Here is a 19,859-nt window from a genome sequence, read left to right as displayed (position 1 = left end):
AAACGAGTCAGAACGAAGATACTGGCGTAACTATAAACCTGTGGCCAATATGACTTGACCACTACAAACTAAGATAAACACCAACAACTAAGATAATAAATTCTAAGAAAAGAACGCCGTATTTCCGTTCTCTCAGGTAACTTCTTAATCTGCTAAAAATCATAGTGTCTCCAGACACACCTTGAGTGCGTGATACTTTGTGTCGCTACCGACAATTTTTTTCTTGCCGAATATAGAATTCTTGACGTGCTTCTTGGAGTTTTGGTCTTTTCTATATTTTGCTTATATTCGATAAATTTCCAATGCTGTAGTGCTGGTCTTAGCCACATAACGCCCCAAGCAGGGGATTTTATGAGTGTTTTTCAGCGAGTAAAATTCCCGCTGACTTGGTTTGTTAGGCATGCTAAATAATTTCCGTATCATTCCATGAGCTAAGAGCCATGATAAATAAAACAATTGTTGAAATACCGCCGACGGGAATAGTTATTATCCCTAGCCAACCAGAAACGAAAAGCATATAAAGCAAACCACCAATATCGATACCAAGAAGCTCGCAGCTTTGGGTACTCGCTTCACCAACTGAACAACCAACTATAGACGCAATGGCTTCACTCAGGTAAACACAACCTATTGGTATTAAAGTGAACGCCAATACAAAGAGTGATAGCAGCATTCTATTTTTAGACTTCAATGTCATGGGGTCCGCCTGTATGCCTAACAATGTTATTAGACGGAACCGTTCCGTGTTTAAACACGGATAAGTTCCGTACTTTTGCATGGTCATTTTTTAGCATGCTCTGTGGCCCTTGCCTAGCATGAGTTTGGAGGTTGCACCAAATTGGTGCCGGGAAAAAGCGGACTTGTTCCGTACCATTGCTGTTATACGGATCCTTGCTTCAATCTGTGTAAATGAACAGTTATTTGTGGGGTGTTATATGGCTGGATCAAGGGGGCATAGTTGTTGAGACAGGTTGAGAGAATTGGGCGGTGACAAGACCGTTATTGCAGTCAATGACCGCTATTGGAATAAAGCAGGCATTAACCGACAAAACATCAATCAGAAGCTACCCCTTAAGCGGCCCAAGCCGCTTTGACCCCCGCTTAAAAATTCCCGGTCGGTTCAGGGAGCAGTGAAAAGGGGGACAAGTCGTCTGGAACGACTTGAGTAGAAGACGCGTCGGGAACGTCGTTTCTGCGACCGCCTTTTCACTGCTCCCTGGACTGACGTAGTTGGGAATCCAGCGGCGCGTTTTCTTTGCGTCTCGTTTCTTTGCCGCGCAGCAAAGAAAAGGGACTGGCGCGCCCGGACGGCGTGTCATAAAAAACAGGGAAGTTGCTAGATCAGGGCTACAAAAGTCCCTGTTTGTTACCCAATCCATAATAAACAATTCCGCGGGCGCGCTTTGAAAGCTACGTCCTTGTAGCTTTTCCTTCGGACCAGCAGGAAGCCTGTTGTAAATGGGACTGGCGCTCCAGGGATGGAGTGCCATATAAGCTAGGAAGGCGACTCCGTTGTTTCACCCCTTTAGACTTGCAACAAATGATTCCCTCCATTAGCGTAAATTCACAACTACAGGAGCATTTATGCGGAACAAAGCGGCTTTGGCTTTATTAGTGGGTGGTTTACTGGTGACAGCGCAGGCGCTGGCCGATAATGCAAAACCCCGTAGCCGGGACTTAGGCATAGCGCCCGGCATTCTAAAAACCGGCCAGCATAATGCCATTACCGATGTGCAAGGGGTGCTGGTTGGGCAGGTGACTTTGCTGGATGGGCAGGATGTGCGTACCGGGGTAACGGCGATTTTACCCCATGGCGGCAACCTGTATCAGGACAAAGTGCCCGCCGGGCTGTATGTGGCCAATGGCTATGGCAAGCTCACCGGCATTTCACAAATACAGGAACTGGGGGAGATTGAGACCCCGATTCTGCTCACCAATACCCTGTCGGTGCCGCAAGCCGCCGAGGCCATTATTGGCTGGACCTTAAAGCAACCCGGCAATGAACAGGTGGTGTCGGTGAATGCGGTGGTGGGGGAAACCAACGACAGCCGCTTAAATGATATTCGCAAGCGTGCCCTTAAAGCCGAACATGGTCTGAAAGCTATCACAAATGCCAGTGACGGGCCGGTGGCCGAAGGGGCGGTGGGGGCCGGCACCGGCACGGTGGCCTTTGGCTGGAAAGGCGGTATTGGCACCAGTTCCCGTGTGCTGCCAGCCAAACTGGGTGGTTATACGGTGGGGGTGTTGGTGCAGTCTAACTACGGCGGGGTATTGCAGATTGCCGGTCAGCCGGTGGGTGAAGCGCTTGGCCAGTATTATCTGCAAGATGCCCTGGACTCTGAGGTAGCCGACGGCTCCATTATGCTGATTGTGGCGACCGATGCGCCTTTGTCAGATCGCAATCTAACCCGTTTAGCTAAACGGGCGGTGGCAGGCTTAGCCCGCACCGGGGCGTCTTTTACCAATGGCTCGGGGGATTATGTGCTGAGCTTCTCCACTGCCGCGTCGGTACGTCGCACCGCCGAGCGCCGCGGTGAGGTATCCAGCACCGAGTCTGTGCCTAACGGCAGTATGTCGCCGCTGTTTCAGGCGGTTATCGAGGCCAGCGAAGAAGCGATTTATAACTCTATGCTAAAAGCCGCCGACACCTGCGGTACCCGCAGTGACACAGGTAAGGCCAACTGCGTAAAAGCCTTGCCGCTAAAGCAACTAAAAGCCCTGCTAACGACATCCAATTAAAGCAACATTTGTATTGCTTTTCCTGCTGTTGATATGGCGAATTAAGCAAAAGCAACCAATAAGTTGCTTTTGGTTTTTCAGGCAACTAATATGTTGCTATTGTTAGGTAAAGCAATATATGTGTTTACAGTGAGGAATTCGATACTCGACCAAATAAAACAGCGGCGACTGACACTGGGCCTCAAACAGAGCGACATGATGTTGCGGGTAGGGGTATCTCGCCAGCAATATCAGCGCCTGGAGTCCAAAGGAAACCCTCGACTCGACACTTTGCAGTTGCTTGCGAAGGGCTTGAATAGTGAACTTATGCTTATACCAAAGGAAAAGCTTGGCGGGGTTATGGCATTACTTGAACAGGAGAGTTCTGATTCAGACAGGATGCATGTGTCTCAGGCGAAAAAAACTTCAAACGAAGATGCGAAGAAAAGTCTTTCAGATGATCCATGGCAGGATTTACTGGGTGATGAATCATGAGCGGAGCTCCAGTCGATGAAATAAAAGTACTCAAGTTGAGCCTGCACGGAAGACTGGTTGGTTATTTGGCGGGCTTTCAAGGCGGTAGAAATGTGCTGAGCGTGCCGAGATTCCATGGCGAGTGATTAAGCCTCACTTAGATGACGTTATGGACAAGGCCAAAACGCTCTGGCGAGAAGCCATTGAAAACCTTCCAATGAATCAGGCGCACAAAAAGAAATTGAAGGCCCATTGGGGGAATTTGCATGATGATTTTCGAATTAAATAGATTTTGAAAATGCGACCTCTATCGTCCTTGGTGATAATAAAAATAACCACCACGAACTACACGAACCGCCTTCGGCCAATAATGTTGGAATACCTCTCGCTGTGACGCGGGGGCGCAGAGAAAAGCGCGCTGAGGTATTTACTGCTTTCAATTACTCTGGGTGCTCAGCGGCTCTGCGAGAAAGGCTTCCCCATGGTGAAGCTATTTAATTACCAGTAGTGCGAATAAATCTACGCCGAGACAAGCTTTAACTGGCCCGAGAGGCTTACTCAGTCACCAGCCCTCCGTGGCAAACCCAATAAAATCCCTTCAGGGGTTTTCACACTGCGGGTTTGGGTCAGGCCTTCCACACTCTGCACAAAGTCCTCCACATCCTGCAGATTAAACACCCCGGAAATGGCAAACCCGGCCAGGTCTTTATCCTGTAACACCAGCGGCTGCGGGCTATAGCGGTTAATCTGACGGATGGCCTGTTCCAGCCGGGTATCATCAAACCGAATACGATGGCTGCTCCAGTCCGGCTGACCAGCTTGTAAAGCGGGGAGTAGGCGATAGCGGCTGAGTTTATTGTCCTGATATTTCAGGCCCCAACCGGCATGCACCGGCGCGGTGCCGCTGAGCGCACCGCCGCGTACCCCAACCACACCCTGATAGACTTCCAGTGTCCAGGCGCTGGCCAGTTTTTCCACCGAGTAGGCGGTGCCCAGTGCCACAAATTCGGTACTGTGGTTGACTCTGACTACAAACTCCCGGGGCTGATGGGCCACCTGGCTAAATACCCGGCCCTGGATCAGCTCCACATCACGACGCTTGTCCTGCATCTCTACCCGAACCCGGCTGCTGCTGTCCAGATAGAGTGCACTGCTATCGCTAAGCTGCAGCTGTTGAATCTCCCCTTGTTGGGTTTGGTAGGCCAGTATGTTGTTTGATGCTGGCGTGGTTGGCAGTAGCGACAGGCTGAATACCATCAGGCACACCGTGGCGGCCAGGGCGGTCAGTACTTTGCTCAGGTTTTTGGCCGGGCGACGTTCTGCTATTGGAATCACCTGGGGCGACGGCGACATGCTTGGCTGACCCACGCTGTTTGCGTCAAGGCTTAACACACTGCCCAACTGCCAGGTATTGGCCGCATGGTTATAGGCGCGCACATGCTCGGGATCGGCACGTAACCAGGCTTCAAACTTGGCGGAGGTCAGTATGGCGGGGCTGGTTTCAATATCCAGCAGCCAGTCGCAGGCCTCGGCCAGGATCTGAGGGTCGATAACCCTGTTTTGATGGCTATTGCCTTGGTTACTGCTGTTCACGTTGCATACGCCTCTGGGTCAGATACATCAGAGCGTCGCGCAAATGCCGTCTGACCACCATCACGCCGATGTTCAGTTGGGTGGCAATGTCCTCATAGGACAGGCTCTGGATTCGGTTAAGTAAAAATATCCGCCGGGTCAGGGCGGGGAGTTGTGCCAGATCAGCTTCGGCCTGGGCCACGGCCTGCTGCTGGCTAAGCTGGGCCTCCGGCTCAGGTGCCTGGCTGTGGTGTTCATGGTTTGACTCGTCATATTCCACCCACTGGGGCGCGTGCTGGTTACGCCGGTGGCGGTCGCGCAGCAGATTGACCACCACAGTGCGTAAAAAAGCCATTTCATTATGCAGTTGCTGCGCGTTTTCATAGTGGGACAAGCGGATAAACAGCTCCTGCACCAGTTCCTCGGCATCATGCTGGGAGGCGCCTTTGCTACAGGCGTAACGCAGCAACGCCGGGGCATGACACTGATACAGACGCTCCAGGTACTGTTTGTTACCTCCCGACTGGGTTGGCTTGGTCAGGGCAGCCTGATTAAGCAGCAAATCGGCTGACGGCATGGGCAATGGCCTTGGCGGTAAGTTTCAGATCCGCGGCGCTGTTGTACAGGCTCGGGGTAATGCGCACACAACTGCCGTTATCAATACCGTCGCGGTGTACGCAAAATACCTGATGTTCGGCCAGCAGGTACTCGGCAATGGCGCGGTTTTGTGCGCTGCTGGTGTGGCCTTTGATACGAAACGAGGTAATACCGGCGTACAGGCGCGGGTCTTGCGGGGTGAGAATGTCAATGCCCTCAAGCTGGCGAACCTCATCAACCCACAGATTACGTAAATATTGCAGCCGCGCGGCTTTGGCCCTGGCGCCTATCTGGTCATGAAAGGCAAAGGCATCGGGCACGCTAAGAAAGGCGGCAAAGTTACTGGTGCCGGAGTGAAACTTACCCCAAATACTCTGCTCCTGACCCGGCGAGGCCGACATATTGGCGGCAATCTGCCCGAGTTTGCCCTGGCGGATATACATCACACCCACCCCTAGTGGTGCGCCCATCCATTTGTGCAGGTTAAAACCGATAAAATCAGCGCCCAAATCCGCCACATCAACGTCCATTTGCCCCCAGGAATGGGCGGCATCCACAATCACTGCGATGCCTTTTTGCCGTGCGGCGGCGGTGATTTCTTTTACCGGCATCACCAGCCCGGTGCGGTGGCTGATATGAGTGAGCAGCAGCAGTTTGCAGTGGGGGTGGCGGGTAAAAGCCGCCTGGTAAAAATCTATCAGCCCCTGATGGTCAACCGGTTCGGGAATGGCCAGCTCGATCACCTCGGCGCCGCATTGGGCGGACTTAGTACGCATGGCATCCTGCATGGCACCATAATCCAGGTCGGCATACATCAGGGCATCGCCTTTACTCAGGCCGTTGAAGCCACCAATCAGATTTTGCAGAGCTTCGGTGGCACCACGGGTTAGGCCGATTTCTTCGGGTTTGGCAGCCAAACGGTCGGCCACCGCGGCAACTATGTCTTTTAGCAGCGGCCAGTATTGGCGGCGCGAGAAATAGGAGTTGTCGCGATTGACCCGCTCGGTATGTTTGAAATAGGCCTGCATTACCGGCTTGGCCATTATGCCCCAGTTGCCGTTTTCCACATTGATGATGCCGGGGCGCACCTCATACTGGCTGGCAACCTGTGCCCAATAGGCTTCGTCCCGGGGTTGTGCCAGGGGCGATTGCGCGGATGTTGGCAGTGGCGCTGACCAGCCGGCCGGCGAGGCCAAAAGTGAACCGGCGGCGGCCGATGCCAGGCTGGTGGTAAGAAACTGGCGCCGGGTAAAACTGCTCATGATGATACCTCTTGCTTACAACATAATGCCCGGTCAGGGCCGGGCTAATCAGCCTGTCCAACGCAGGGGCCGGACAGGCGGGTACTGTAGCCAGATAAGGTCACAGTTTTGTGACCATGCCTGGAGTTAGAACTTCATATCCACACGCAGTGAATAGTTGCCGCCGTCGGAGTCGTACGGCGCATTACGCGAGTAGATCAAGCCACGGTTGGCCTGAAAGGTGGCCTCTTCGGGGTAGTTGTCGAACAGGTTTTCCACGTTCAGGCTCAGGGCAATGGCGGGGGTAATATCGTAGTTCAAACCGATATCAAAGAAGGTCTCGGCGCCGAACTGCTGGAAAATATCGCCGTCGGCGTTGCCGGAGCTATCTTTCCAGCTACCGTAGTAACGTAGCTTGGCGTTGAAGGTCATGTCTGCCCAGCTATAACTGGCGCTGAGGTTACCGGCCTGTTTGGGCAGGCGTTCTTCCAGCAGAATGCGCTGGCTTTCATTGCGGCTGATATCGCCGCCGGTCACTTCGGTTTTGTTGTAGTTGTAGGCCGCCACCAGATTCAAGTTGCCTTCGCCCAGTTCGAACTTACGGCTCAGTACCAAGTCCACACCGGTGGTTTTGGTGTCGTAGTCATTCTGGAAGAAGTTCACGCTGGTGATGCTCTCGGCACCTGTAACACCCAGGGCGATAAGCTTGGCGCGCTCATCCGCCGTCAGGTTGAAGGTAGTAGAGGTGCCGAAACGATCAGAGATGCTGATACGGTAGAAGTCGACACTGGCGTTCAGGCCGCTGGCATCCTGATAGGTAAAGCCCAATGACAGGTTGTTGGACTCTTCCGGTGTCAGTGAAGCGATATTGGCATCGCTGCGCGCATTAATAATCTGTGCGATTTCACCTTGCGGGCTGTAACGTCCACGGGTAAACACCTCCAGAGTGTTGGTATCTAAACCCTGAGACACCCGCTCACTGTAAAGCTGGCCTGGGGTAGGGGCACGAAACCCTGTTGAGTAGGTAGCACGCAATGCGGCATGGTCTGATAAGGCATAGCGGGTGGAAATTTTACCGTTCTGGGTATCGCCGAATTCGGAGAAATCTTCGTAACGGGCCGCCAGACCAATAGTCCAGGCACTGCTTAGCATGGTTTCCATATCCACATACAAGGCCACGCTGTCCTGATCAAACTCACCAGACTGATCCGGGCTGAAACCGAAGAAGCCGTTGGAGCCGGACGGTAAGCCTTCCTTAGCGGCCGGGCCAACCAGATAAGAGGCTTCGTCACCCGGCGATACCTTGTAGGTTTCCTCGCGGTACTCGGCACCAAAGGCAATATTCAGGTCATCGGCAAACCAGTCGTTTGACAACAGATAGCTGGCATCCAGATTGGCGGTAAACTCGTCCTGCTCCAGGCTACCGGCATAAAAATCCGTGGGGCTGTCAGAACCGAGTGAGGCGTTGATGGTATTGTTCAACTGATAGTCGATTTTATTGTTGCCCTGGCTGACGGAGGCATCCCAGCTCAACTGGCCAACAATGCCCTTTACCCCCACATACAAGGAAAAGTCACGGTCATCCTGGCCAAAATGTGGGGCAAAACCGGCTGGATACAGGTCTTTCAGGTCAAAATTCGGGTAGGTTTCGCTTGGATTGAATACCGCCGAATCCGGATTACGCCAGTTAAAGTCGCTCATGCCGCTGCCTTCGTTGTAGGTACCAAACAGGTAGGCGTCGGTGTTGTCGGTCAGGCTGTATTGAGAATTCAGGGCAAAACGCAGTGCGTCGCGATCAGGCTGTCCCCAGTCCTGCACCGGATTGCGCAAGGTTACTTCCGGGTGGGCGGCCTGATATTCTTCGGCATCGGGGCGCTGACGGGAGCGAGCGGTACGTTCGGCATCATAATATTCAAAGGTGGTTGCCAGGTAGCCACGGTTATTCAGATCCCATCCACCCTGTACCCCAGCGCGGTAAGCGGTGCCGTCCCCTTCAAAATATTGGGAAAACTGGCTGAAGGCCTGATAACCGGCCTTGTCATCAAGAATAATGTTGATCACCCCGGCAATGGCGTCTGAGCCGTATTGGGCCGAAGCGCCGTCGCGCAGCACTTCAATACGCTTAATGGCGTAGGAGGGAATAGACGCCAGGTCGGCAGACTGGGCGCCATTGCTGCCCAGCAGTGCAGCGCGGTGCAGACGTTTGCCGTTAACCAGCACCAGCGTATGGTCGGCAGATAAGCCACGTAAGGATGCCGGGCGCACAAACACCTGACCGTCGGCCATAGGTAAACGCTGAACCTTAAAAGACGGCACGATTTGCGCCACGCTGTCGAGCAAATCTTCTGAGGTGGTGCTGTCGATGGCGGAGGCGTCGATTAAATCAATCGGCGCCATGGAGTCAAACACGGTGCGGTTGGCCTGACGGGTGCCGGTCACAATAATGCTTTCCAGATTACCGGGGCTTGCACCTGCCACGTCTTGCGCGTGGGCAGACAGAGCCAGGGTGGAGCTGGATGCCAGGACAAGGCAGCCATAAGTGGCGGTTTTATTCAGGTGTTTCATGGTGTTTCCCAGTGTGTGTGGCACAGTTTATTGCGTTGCCGCCCATTGCCTTATGCAAGGGCTTCCTGGGTAAAGACGCAGCGGCGTGATGGATCTGTTGGTGGGCGGGCAATGTTCATAAAAGTTTCATATAAACAGCACCTTTTCCTCCCGCTAACATGTTGCTTAAAAAGCAAAATTGGTGCGCAGATACCACTGGCCGCCATCGGTGTCGTAGGGTGAATTACGTGAATAACGCAGTCCGCGGTTGGATTGCAGGCTGGCTTCGTCGGGGTAAGTGTCAAACAGATTTTCAATGCCGAATTTCACGCTCAGTGCTGCATCGACTGCATAGGTCAGCGACAGATCAAACCGCTGCAAGGGCGAAAACTGCTGGAACTGCTCCGAATCGCTGATGGCCTGATCCTGCCAGTTACCGATATAGCGCCAACCGGCCCGCCATTCCCAGGGGCCGCTCAGATAGCTGGCCGACAGGCTGGCGCGGTGCTGGGGCACGCCTTGTTCCTGTTGGGTGCGACGGATTAGATTATCCATCAGCTCGCCGCCTGTTACCTGGGTACGGTTGTAGTTATAGGCTGCCGAAAAAAACAACTGGCCGCTGCCAAGCAGGCTGCTGCGGGTCAACACCAGATCCAGGCCGCTGGTGCGGGTATTAAAGATATTCTGGAAAAAGCGTACATTGGCGACCTGATAATTCTGATAGGGGCTAAACGCCGCCAGACGTTGCTGCTCGTCGCTGGTCAGACTGTAAGTGGGAGACAGGCCAAATCTGTCGCTCAGATCAATACGATACAAATCCAGGGTTAAATCAAACTCCCCGGGCAGGCTGAAGCCTACACCTGCACTGATATTCACCGACTTTTCGGCCCGCAACGGGCGAATAGTCACGTCGGGGCGCTCGGATAATACCGCCGCTACCTCTGCATTGGGCGAAAAGCGGCCGCTGGTGGTGATGGCATCAAAGCTGCTGTTCAGGGATTGCGAGGTGCGTTCACTGAATACCTGGCCGGCGGTGGGCGCGCGAAAACCATTAGACAGGGTGGTACGCAGCATGATGCCAGGAGCAAGTTCGTACCACAGAGCCAGTTTGCCGCGCAGCATAGACGAAAACAGGGAGTAGCTTTCATAACGGGCGGCAAGATTCAGACGTAGCGGCGTGCTTAAGGTGATATCCATATCGGCATAGGCCGATAACCCCTGTTGGGTGAAGTGACCCGCTTGCAGTGGCGAATAGCCGGGAAAGCCGTTGGCACCGGACGGCAGACCTTCAATTGCCGCGGGGCCAACCGCATAGGACGCAGGATCGCCGGCCTGCACCCGGTAACGCTCGCGGCGCAATTGCAGGCCGGTGGCCAGGTTAATCGGGAGCTGTTGTGCCGACCAGTTGGTTTGCTGGTTGATGCTGGCGTCCAGGGTCACTTCCTGCTGGGTTAACTCGCCCGGATGAAAAGCCGTGGGGCTATGTGGGCCCAACGAGGCATTGATGCTGTTAGTTAAAAAGTAGCGGATCCGGTTTTGCCCAAAGCCCAGGCTGAGTTCGGCCTGCGGGCGCGCTTCAGCCAGGGTGCTGATACCAGTATGCACCGACACATCCGACTCTCGCTGACCAAATCTGGGGGTAAAGCCGACCGGATAAATATCCAACAGGTTGAAATCCGGATACAGGCTGCTGGGTTGATAGACCAGATTGGTATCCGGGTTGCGCCAGCTGCAGCCCTTCCTGCTCTGGCAGTCCCCAGCGTTGTACCGGGTCCGGGACTTTTAGCTCGGGATGCTGCTGGGCAAATATTCTGGCATCTTGTGGCTGTGTGCCTCTGGAAGTCGGTGCATTGCGATAACCGGACAGGCTCAACATCGAGAAATCCTCGTTGGTGTCTTGCCAGCCTAAACGCATACCACCGCGCCAGTTGACGCCATCCCCCTGAAAATACTGGCCGTACTGAGCAAAACCAGCGCTTTGCTCGCCGTCTTCCAGGATCACATTGATTACCCCGGCCAGGGCATCAGAGCCGTACTGGGCGGAGGCACCGTCGCGCATAACCTCAATTCGTTTAATGGCGTTGCTGGGGATTTTTGACAGGTCGATGGGGTGGCCGTCCTCGGTTTCCACAAAGGCCGAGCGGTGGCGGCGTTTACCGTTGACCAGGATCAGGGTGTGGTCTGAATTCAGCCCGCGTAAGCCAAAGGAGCGGTTAAAGATCCGTCCGTCATTGAGTGGCAGGCGAAAGGCGGTAAAGCTGGGCAGGTAAAAGGCCAGGGTATTGAGCAAGTCTTGTGAGCCGGTGCCATCCGGCGTGGTCAGAATATCGATGGCCGACATGGAGTCGTAACGGGTACGGGCAGCAACCCGGGTGCCAGTGACGATAATTTCATCCATGGCCTGGGCGCTTTGCTGCGGGCTGACGTCAGAGCGCGGTTGTTTGTCCTGTGTTGTGGCGGTAAGGATCACGCTTTGTGCGTTAAGCCATTGCACCTGCACCGGCTGTTCGCTCAGTAATAGCGCCAGTGCCTGTCTAAAGTTGTACTGCCCGTTGATCGCTGGGGTTTGCTGCTGCGAAAGCAGCCCGGCCGGGTAGAGAATATTGGCATTGAATAGTGCACTGATCTGGCTGATCGCCTGCTCAAAAGAACCGGCCGCTAACGCGACCTGCATGGCTGGCGTTTCAGCTGCAGGCGATGGTGCAGCATAAATACTTCGGGTAACCAAACACAGACTGCACAGCCAAAGCTGCCATCGCCGACTCAACACGATTATCAAAGGCCCTGCGGTTGCGACCAGCTTACACTGGCCTGAAAAAGGCAAGGCGCTATGGTGCGACAGCAGCATGACAGATTGTTTACAGTCGATGGGATGTTTTTTTTAAGGAAGATGAAAATACAACCTTGACCTTCCCATAAGGTTAAACTTTAGCCTTATGCTATCTAAGCTGGTTTTGGAGATAAACATGGCAAATAGCATGCAGTTACCTATTAGTGGTATGGGCTGCGCCTCCTGCGTGGGGCGCATCGAAAAAGCCCTGATGCAAGTGGAAGGGGTCAGCCAGGCGCAGGTTAATCTGGCCGCTGAAACCGCCACAGTGCAGGGCGAGGCTGATGCGGCATCGTTAATTGCCGCCATCGATTCTGCCGGTTACAAGGTGCCCACCCAGACCCGCCAGTACGGGGTGGGTGGGATGAGCTGCGCGTCCTGTGCCGGTACAGTGGAAAAGGCGCTAAACACGGTCCCCGGGGTTATTCAGGCCTCGGTTAATCTGGCCAGCGAGCAGGTCAGCATCGAGCATCTGGCGGGACTGGATGTCTCGCTGCTGTTTGCCGCTGTTGAGCAGGCTGGTTACCAACTGTTGGATGCGGATAAAGCCGCTAGCGAGAAAACAACCAGTGAATCAGGTTTTTTCCAGCGCGACAGCTGGCCAGTGACAGGGGCAAGCTTATTCACTCTGCCGCTGGTGCTACCCATGATCGGTATGCTGTTTGGCAGCGACTGGATGCTACCGCCTTTGTGGCAATGGTTGCTGGCCACACCGGTGCAGTTTTACTTCGGCGCGCGTTTTTATTCTGCGGGCTGGCGGGCCATAAAAGCCGGTAGCGGCAATATGGACCTGCTGGTGGCCATTGGTACTTCGGCGGCCTATGGTCTGTCGTTGTATTTGTGGGCGGTGTTCGAGGGCCAGGGCATGCCACATCTGTATTTTGAAAGCAGTGCGGCAGTATTAACCCTGGTGCTGCTGGGTAAATATCTGGAGCGCCGAGCCAAACGGCGCACTACAGACGCACTAAAGGCGCTGGAAAATCTGCAGCCCATTGAAGCCCGATTATGGCGGGACGGTAGCTGGCAATCCGTGCCTGCCGCCAGCCTGAAAAGCGGTGACAAGGTCAAGGTGTTGCCCGGCGAGCGCATTCCGGTGGATGGCGAAATTCAGTCCGGTGACAGTCAGGTAGATGAGTCCATGATCAGTGGCGAGAGCCTGCCGCTGCATAAGAAAGTTGGCGATAACGCCATTGGCGGCTCTGTCAATCTGGATGGGGTGCTGGAGCTGGTGGCCACCAAAGTCGGCGCCGAGTCCACCCTAGCCAAAATTATCCGTCTGGTCGAACAGGCTCAGGGTGCCAAGGCGCCGGTACAAGCCTTGGTGGATCGCATCAGTGCGGTGTTTGTGCCCGTGGTGCTGTTGGTGGCGCTGGTGGCGCTGTCAGGCTGGGGCCTGGCAACCGGCGACTGGACGGTGGGAATATTAAACGCCGTGGCAGTATTGGTGATTGCTTGCCCTTGTGCCCTTGGCTTGGCAACCCCGGCGGCGATTATGGCCGGCACCGGCACGGCCGCCAAACAGGGGATTCTGGTTAAGGATGCGCGCGCCCTGGAACAGGCTCAGGGCATTGATTTAGTGGTGTTTGATAAAACCGGCACACTCACCGAAGGTAAGCCGCAGCTCAGTCAGTTAACGGCGTTAACCGATAGTCAGCAGGATTTATTGCAACTGGCGTATTCGCTGCAGCAAAACAGTGAGCATCCACTGGCTAAAGCCGTGGTACAAAAAGCCGAGCAGCAAGATATTAGCGCGCTGGCGGTGGATAACTTTAAGGTGGTGGCAGGTAAAGGTGTGAGTGGCGAGATGCAAGGGCAGACCTGGCTGCTGGGTAGCACTCACTGGATGCGTGAGCACAAACTGGAGCTGCCTATGGACAAGGTCAGTGTGGCCGGGGCGTCTATTTCCTGGCTGGCGGTACTTAACGATGGTGGCGCTAAGCTGATGGGGCTGCTGTGTTTTTCCGACACTATCAAAGCCAGCAGCAAAAGTGCGGTGCAGCGTTTGCAGCGCCAGGGCATAAAAGTAGCCATGTTAACCGGCGACAGTAAAGCCAGCGCCGAGCAGGTGGCCGCTGAACTAGGCCTGGATACTGTTGAAGCGGAAGTGTTACCTGCGGACAAAGCGGCCAGGGTAAAACGCTATCAGCAGCAAGGCTTTAAGGTGGCCATGGTGGGCGACGGTATCAACGATGCACCGGCCCTGGCTCAGGCCGATCTGGGCATGGCCATGGCCACCGGCACCGAAGTGGCGGTGAGCGCATCGGCCATGACCTTAATGCGCGGTGAGCCAAATCTGGTGGCAACTGCACTGGTGCTGGCGCGTAAGACCTATCAGAAGATCCGCCAGAATCTTTTCTGGGCGTTTATTTTCAATGTGATTGGTATACCAGCTGCGGCGCTGGGGTATCTTAATCCGATTATTGCCGGTGCGGCGATGGCCAGCAGCAGTCTGTTGGTGGTCAGCAACGCCCTGTTGTTACAGCGTTGGAGGGCAAAAAAGCATGACTAAGTTACTGACCATTGGTGAGGCGGCGAAGGCCAGTGGCCTGTCGGCTAAAATGATCCGCCATTATGAACAATCCGGATTATTGGAGAAAACCCCGCGTACCGAATCCGGTTACCGTTTGTATAATGCCCAGCAGTTACGCCAGTTACATTTTATCCGCCGTGGCCGCCAACTGGGCTTTTCGCTGGAAGAGATCCACTCGTTGCTGAATCTGTGGCGCGACCCTGGCAGAGAAAGCCGGGAAGTGAAGCAGATTGCTGAACAACATCTACAGGATGTGGCCCAGAAAATCGCTGAGTTACAGCAGATCCATGGGGTGCTTCAGAAGCTGGCCAGTCAGTGCTGCGGTGACAGTCACCCGGACTGCGCGATTCTGGACTCTTTGGCTGGGCCGGAGACCTGACCATCGCCTGGTATATCGGCATTCCAACAGATAACAAGCGGCGCAATCGCGCCGCTTGCTGAATACTACATTAGATCAAAACGATCCGCCGTCATGACTTTTGCCCAGGCATCGACAAAGTCCTGCACAAACTTCTGCTTGGCATCGTCGCTGGCATAGACTTCGGCCACCGCTCTTAACTCGGAGTGGGAGCCGAAAATCAAATCAACCGGGGTGGCGGTCCAACGGGCTTTGCCGGTTTTACGGTCTGATCCTTCGTATAAGCCTTCCATTTTGTCTGACTTGGCCCATTGGGTGGACATGTCCAGCAGGTTGACAAAAAAGTCATTACTTAAGACCCCGGGCTTGTCGGTCAGCACGCCGTGCTGACTGTTGCCACTGTTGGCCCCTAATACCCGCATGCCACCCAGTAACACAGTCATTTCCGGTACGCTCAGATTGAGCAGACTGGCTCTGTCCACCAGGCTTTCGGTAGGCGGCAGACGATTGTCTGCGCTGTAGTAATTTCTGAAGGCGTCGGCTTTAGGCTCCAGCACCGCAAAGGAGTCGGCATCGGTTTGTGCCTGGCTGGCATCCACGCGACCGGGTTTAAACGGCACTGTTACGCTGTGTCCGCCTTGTTTAGCCGCCTGTTCGATAGCGGCTGCGCCGCCCAGCACAATCAGATCGGCCAGAGAGACCTGCTTGCCGCCCTTATGTTTGCGATTAAAGTCTTTTTGTATCTCTTCCAGGCGTTTAAGGACTTTGGCCAGAGATTTAGGGTCGTTAACCGCCCAATCTTTTTGTGGGGCCAGGCGCAATCTGGCACCGTTGGCTCCGCCGCGTAAATCAGTGGCCCGGAATGACGCTGCTGCAGCCCAGGCGGTGCGAACCAAGTCCGCTGTGCTCAGTTTGGATTTCAGGATCTCGGCTTTGAGGCTGGCCACATCACCGTCGTCGATCATGGGATAGTCCGCTGTGGGCAAAGGATCCTGCCAGATCAGGGCTTCAGCCGGGACTTCATTGCCCAGATAACGGACCTTGGGGCCCATATCCCGGTGTGTCAGTTTGAACCAGGCTTTGGAAAATGCCAGTTGATACTCGGCAGGGTTTTTATGGAAACGTTCGGCAATTTTGCGGTACGCCGGGTCAAATTTCAGGGCCAGATCGGTGGTAAACATAATAGGTGCATGGCGTTTGGATTTATCATGGGCATCGGGCACCAAGCCTTGTCCCTGACCATCCTTAGGCACCCACTGAGTGGCACCGGCCGGACTTTTGCTTTTAACCCATTCGAAGCCAAACAGGTTGTCCAGATACTGGCTGGTCCAGGCAATGGGGTTGGCTGACCAGGCACCTTCCAAACCACTGGTGATGGTATCCTCGGCATTGCCTTTACCGCATTTATTTTTCCAGCCAAAACCCTGTTGCTCTAACCCTGCGGCGGCTGGTTCCGCGTCCAGGCATTCCTCCGGTTTATGCGCACCGTGGGCTTTACCAAAGGTATGCCCTCCGGCTATCAGGGCCACGGTTTCTTCATCATTCATGGCCATGCGGCCAAAGGTTTCGCGAATGTCCTTGGCGGCCAGCAGTGGGTCGGGGTTGCCATTAGGCCCTTCCGGATTGACATAAATCAGGCCCATCTGCACCGCTGCCAGCGGCTTTTCTAACTTGCGATCGCCATGGTAGCGCTTATCGTCCAGCCATTTCTGCTCGGGACCCCAGTAAACAATATCCGCTTCCCAGTCGTCTTCACGGCCTCCGGCAAAACCGAAGGTTTTAAAGCCCATGGACTCCAGCGCCACGTTGCCGGTCAGCACCATCAGGTCGGCCCAGGAGATACTGCGGCCGTATTTTTGCTTTATTGGCCACAGCAGGCGTCGGGCCTTGTCCAGACTGACATTGTCCGGCCAGGAATTTAACGGCTCAAAGCGTTGCTGACCGCCGCCTGCGCCGCCACGTCCATCTGCGACTCGGTAGGTGCCGGCGCTATGCCAGGCCATGCGAATAAAAAACGGACCATAATGGCCATAATCCGCCGGCCACCAATCCTGAGACTGAGTCATTAAGGCTTGAATTTCCGCTTTCAGCGCTTGCAAATCCAACTGCTTAAAAGCTGCGGCATAATCAAAATTATCACCGAGGGGATCAGACTTTGCTGCGTGCTGGCGCAGCGGCGCCAGGTCGAGTTTTTCTGGCCACCAGAACTGGTTGGATTTAGCCATGGGATCCGCGGCCACCTGACCGGCAGACAGTGCCAGGGTGACGGCCAGAGCTGCGGCGGAGAACAGGGGAAGGGGTTTGCTCAGCATAATAGTGTCCTTTTGTTATCAGGTTGTTTTTGCCCTGGGTAACTATAGGTGGCTTTTATCGGTACACCAGATGGTTGGTTATGAAGAAAACTGATTGATGCAATAGGTTGGCTGAATCAAATATATTAAAGAGCAATAGGTACTCTCGACTGGACCTTGGCCCAGGCTGTTCTAAATTAATGATAGGATGGCACTTCAGAATCCAGGCAGGGATAATATGACCAACCCCAATCCCCAATTGCACACAGCCAGAACGCTGGTGGAACAAACCGGCGTACATGTGTTTCTGACCGGTAAGGCTGGTACCGGCAAAACCACCTTCCTGCGTGACCTGAAGGCGCATAGTCCTAAACGCATGATGGTCACCGCGCCAACCGGTGTGGCAGCCATTAATGCCGGCGGCGTAACACTGCATTCGTTTTTCCAGCTCCCCTTCGGGCCCTATATACCTGGTACCAGACAGGCTGAACATAACCGTTTCAGCAAAGAAAAGATCAATATTATCCGCAGCCTGCACTTGTTGGTGATTGACGAGATCAGTATGGTGCGGGCCGATATGCTGGACGCCGTGGATGCGGTGCTAAGGCGTTTTCGCGACCGCAACAAGCCCTTTGGTGGCGTGCAGTTGCTGCTGATTGGCGATTTATACCAGTTGCCGCCGGTGGTGAAAGATAGCGACTGGCAACTGCTGCAACAGCATTATGCCAACCCTTACTTTTTTGCCAGCCAGGCCCTGGCGCAAAGCCAGTGGGTGCAGGTTGAGCTGCAGCAGGTCTACCGTCAGTCCGACCCGGCCTTTATCAGTCTGCTGAATCAGGTGCGCAATAACCAGTTGGATGACCAGGCGCTTGACGCCTTGAACCGGCGCTATCAGCCGGATTTTCATGATGACGATTATATTGTGCTGAGTACCCATAACCACAGCGCGGACAAGCTGAATAACAGCAAACTGGCGGCGCTGCCTGGCGAACTTCAATATTTCGAGGCGCGGGTTAACGGTGATTACCCTGAGCAAAGCTATCCGGCCGCCGCGCAACTGGCACTGAAAGTTGGCGCTCAGGTGATGTTTATCCGCAATGACCAGGGTGAGCTGCGGCGCTATTTTAACGGCAAACGCGGGGTGGTCAGCCGTGTACAGGCCGACAAGGTCTGGGTGCAATGTGCGGACGAGCCTGAACCCATTGAGGTAGAAGCGGCCACCTGGGAAAACATCAAATATGGATTGGACGGTGAACAGCAGATTAGCGAGGACGTCATCGGCAGTTTCAGTCAGATACCGCTGCGCCTGGCCTGGGCAATTACCATTCATAAGAGCCAGGGGCTGACCTTCGACAAGGCCATAATCGACGGTCAGGCAGCCTTTTCCCACGGGCAGATTTATGTGGCGCTAAGTCGTTGTCGCCAATTGGATGGACTGGTGTTGCAAAGCCCACTGCGTCCCCAGGCCGTGCGTTGTGACGAGCTGATTATACATTTCAGCCAGCATTGTCCGGCGCCGGATGCAGCCATGCTGGAGCAGGCCAAAGGTGAGTATCAGCAAGGACTGTTGCTGGAAAGTTTTGATTTTAGTGGGTTGGGGTTTGCGCTAAACCGGCTGGAAAGGGAATTGGCGGATGGCGGGGACAGGGTGCAAAGCCATAACAGTGCAGCTTTGCCTGAATTAAAGCAGGCCATCCAGAATAACGTGGTCGCAGTGGCAACGAAGTTCCAGCGCCAGTTACACAGCCTGTTTGCTAGTGCATCGCTGCCTGAGCAGGATCGTTCGGTACAGGAGCGGGTCAGCAAAGCCAGCGGCTATTTCAGTCAGGCCCTGACTGAACTGATAACTTGGCGAGCTGCATTTCACTATGCCACCGACAACAAACAGCTTAACAAGCAGATTAAAAAGGCCCTGGAACGACTGGATAGGGTTTTGGCCGAGAAGCAGGCCATTGTGGCTTGCAGCGCAGCCGGGTTCAATCTGGCCATCTGGTTACAAGCCCTGGCCAAAGCGGGGATTCAGGAAAGTAAAAGCGCTGCAGTGAAAAGCCCCCCGGCAGAAGAACTGAGCATCGATGACCTGGCGCACCCGGCGCTGTTTCAGCGCTTACGGGACTGGCGCAGTGGGCAGGCCGAACACCAGCAGGTACCCGCTTACCGCATTGCTCATCAGCAAGTCCTGTTGCAAATTGCCAAGCATTTGCCGGGCAGTCGCCAGACGTTATTAAAAGTGCATAAAGTCGGCCCCAGCACGGTGGAAAAATATGGCGAGGATTTACTTAAGCTGGTGACCGAATACTGCGCTGAGCAGGGGCTGGAGACCGATCCTGCACCCTTATCCAGCGTCGACAGCGCAGCCGCTATATCATCCGGCCAGGAAAACAGCACAGAAGATGTCACCGAAAAGCGCAGCACTCGCGATATCACCCTGGATCTTTACCGCCAGGGCTTAAACCTGGCACAGATTGCCGAGCAGCGCGGCCTGGTGCCTGGAACGGTGGCCAATCACTTATGCCACTTTATTCAGTCCGGTGAGATTGAGGTGCAGGAGTTACTGCCAGCAGAACGTATTGAGGCCATTCGTCAAGCCGCCGCTGCTCAGCAGGACAACAGCCTGAAAGCCGTCAAAACGGCACTGGGGGATGAGGTGAGCTGGGAAGACATTCGACTGGCCCTGGCGGGACAATAGGGCCAGTCCCGCCCT

Annotated in this window: 13 protein-coding genes; 5 read left to right on the top strand and 8 right to left on the bottom strand. The window is 54.6% G+C overall.

Annotated features, from left to right (window positions below):
- Positions 1-403 precede the first annotated feature (403 nt).
- Entirely contained in the window at positions 404-697 is a 294-nt protein-coding gene (locus ABD028_RS01170; RefSeq protein ID WP_343840735.1) for a hypothetical protein, read from the bottom strand.
- An 887-nt stretch (positions 698-1,584) separates the two neighbouring features.
- On the opposite strand from ABD028_RS01170, the gene ABD028_RS01165 reads away from it, so the two are divergent.
- Together ABD028_RS01165 and ABD028_RS01160 are read left to right on the top strand one after the other, a co-directional pair.
- Positions 1,585-2,739, top strand: coding sequence for a P1 family peptidase (locus ABD028_RS01165; RefSeq protein WP_343840732.1), 1,155 nt, complete (start codon positions 1,585-1,587; stop codon positions 2,737-2,739).
- 90 nt (positions 2,740-2,829) lie between these two features.
- Positions 2,830-3,213, top strand: a complete 384-nt coding sequence (locus ABD028_RS01160; protein WP_343840729.1) for a helix-turn-helix domain-containing protein — start codon at positions 2,830-2,832, stop codon at positions 3,211-3,213.
- A gap of 537 nt (positions 3,214-3,750) precedes the next feature.
- On the opposite strand, the gene ABD028_RS01155 is transcribed toward ABD028_RS01160, so the two are convergent.
- From ABD028_RS01155 to ABD028_RS01130, 6 genes are all read right to left on the bottom strand, one after another.
- Positions 3,751-4,785, bottom strand: a complete 1,035-nt coding sequence (locus ABD028_RS01155) for a FecR family protein (RefSeq protein WP_343840727.1) — start codon at positions 4,783-4,785, stop codon at positions 3,751-3,753.
- Entirely contained in the window at positions 4,772-5,341 is a 570-nt protein-coding gene (locus ABD028_RS01150) for an RNA polymerase sigma factor (RefSeq protein ID WP_343840725.1), read from the bottom strand. The genes ABD028_RS01155 and ABD028_RS01150 overlap by 14 nt, the downstream gene beginning before the upstream one ends.
- A complete protein-coding gene (locus tag ABD028_RS01145) occupies positions 5,316-6,623 on the bottom strand; it encodes an aminotransferase class V-fold PLP-dependent enzyme (RefSeq protein WP_343840723.1) in 1,308 nt (435 codons plus the stop codon). Before ABD028_RS01145 ends, ABD028_RS01150 begins: the two co-directional genes overlap by 26 nt.
- A 126-nt stretch (positions 6,624-6,749) precedes the next feature.
- Positions 6,750-9,167 carry a TonB-dependent receptor plug domain-containing protein gene (locus tag ABD028_RS01140; protein ID WP_343840720.1) on the bottom strand — a complete coding sequence of 806 codons (2,418 nt, stop codon included), beginning with the start codon at positions 9,165-9,167 and terminating at the stop codon, positions 6,750-6,752.
- 165 nt (positions 9,168-9,332) lie between these two features.
- Complete coding sequence (locus ABD028_RS01135; protein WP_343840717.1) at positions 9,333-10,811, bottom strand: TonB-dependent receptor domain-containing protein; 1,479 nt, start codon at positions 10,809-10,811, stop codon at positions 9,333-9,335.
- Positions 10,723-11,874, bottom strand: coding sequence for a TonB-dependent receptor plug domain-containing protein (locus tag ABD028_RS01130; protein ID WP_343840714.1), 1,152 nt, complete (start codon positions 11,872-11,874; stop codon positions 10,723-10,725). Before ABD028_RS01130 ends, ABD028_RS01135 begins: the two co-directional genes overlap by 89 nt.
- Positions 11,875-12,112: 238 nt before the next feature.
- Here ABD028_RS01130 and ABD028_RS01125 point away from each other — a divergent pair, with 238 nt between their 5' ends.
- Positions 12,113-14,485 (top strand): heavy metal translocating P-type ATPase, encoded by a 2,373-nt coding sequence (locus ABD028_RS01125; RefSeq protein WP_343840711.1) that lies wholly within the window; start codon positions 12,113-12,115, stop codon positions 14,483-14,485.
- Complete coding sequence (gene cueR, locus ABD028_RS01120) at positions 14,478-14,885, top strand: Cu(I)-responsive transcriptional regulator (protein ID WP_102796521.1); 408 nt, start codon at positions 14,478-14,480, stop codon at positions 14,883-14,885. The genes ABD028_RS01125 and cueR overlap by 8 nt, the downstream gene beginning before the upstream one ends.
- Positions 14,886-14,950: 65 nt before the next feature.
- Here the strand turns inward: cueR and katG are convergent, their stop codons facing one another.
- Entirely contained in the window at positions 14,951-17,176 is a 2,226-nt protein-coding gene (katG, locus tag ABD028_RS01115) for a catalase/peroxidase HPI (protein WP_343840706.1), read from the bottom strand.
- Between the two features lie 217 nt (positions 17,177-17,393).
- On the opposite strand from katG, the gene ABD028_RS01110 reads away from it, so the two are divergent.
- On the top strand, positions 17,394-19,844 hold the full coding sequence (locus ABD028_RS01110; protein WP_343840704.1) for a helix-turn-helix domain-containing protein: 2,451 nt from the start codon (positions 17,394-17,396) through the stop codon (positions 19,842-19,844).
- Positions 19,845-19,859 lie beyond the last annotated feature (15 nt).

This window comes from Bowmanella denitrificans (assembly GCF_039522935.1).
Lineage (GTDB): Bacteria > Pseudomonadota > Gammaproteobacteria > Enterobacterales > Alteromonadaceae > Bowmanella > Bowmanella denitrificans.
The sequence above is the reverse complement of the archived record's forward strand: the minus strand, read 5'-3'. Positions and strand labels throughout refer to the sequence as shown.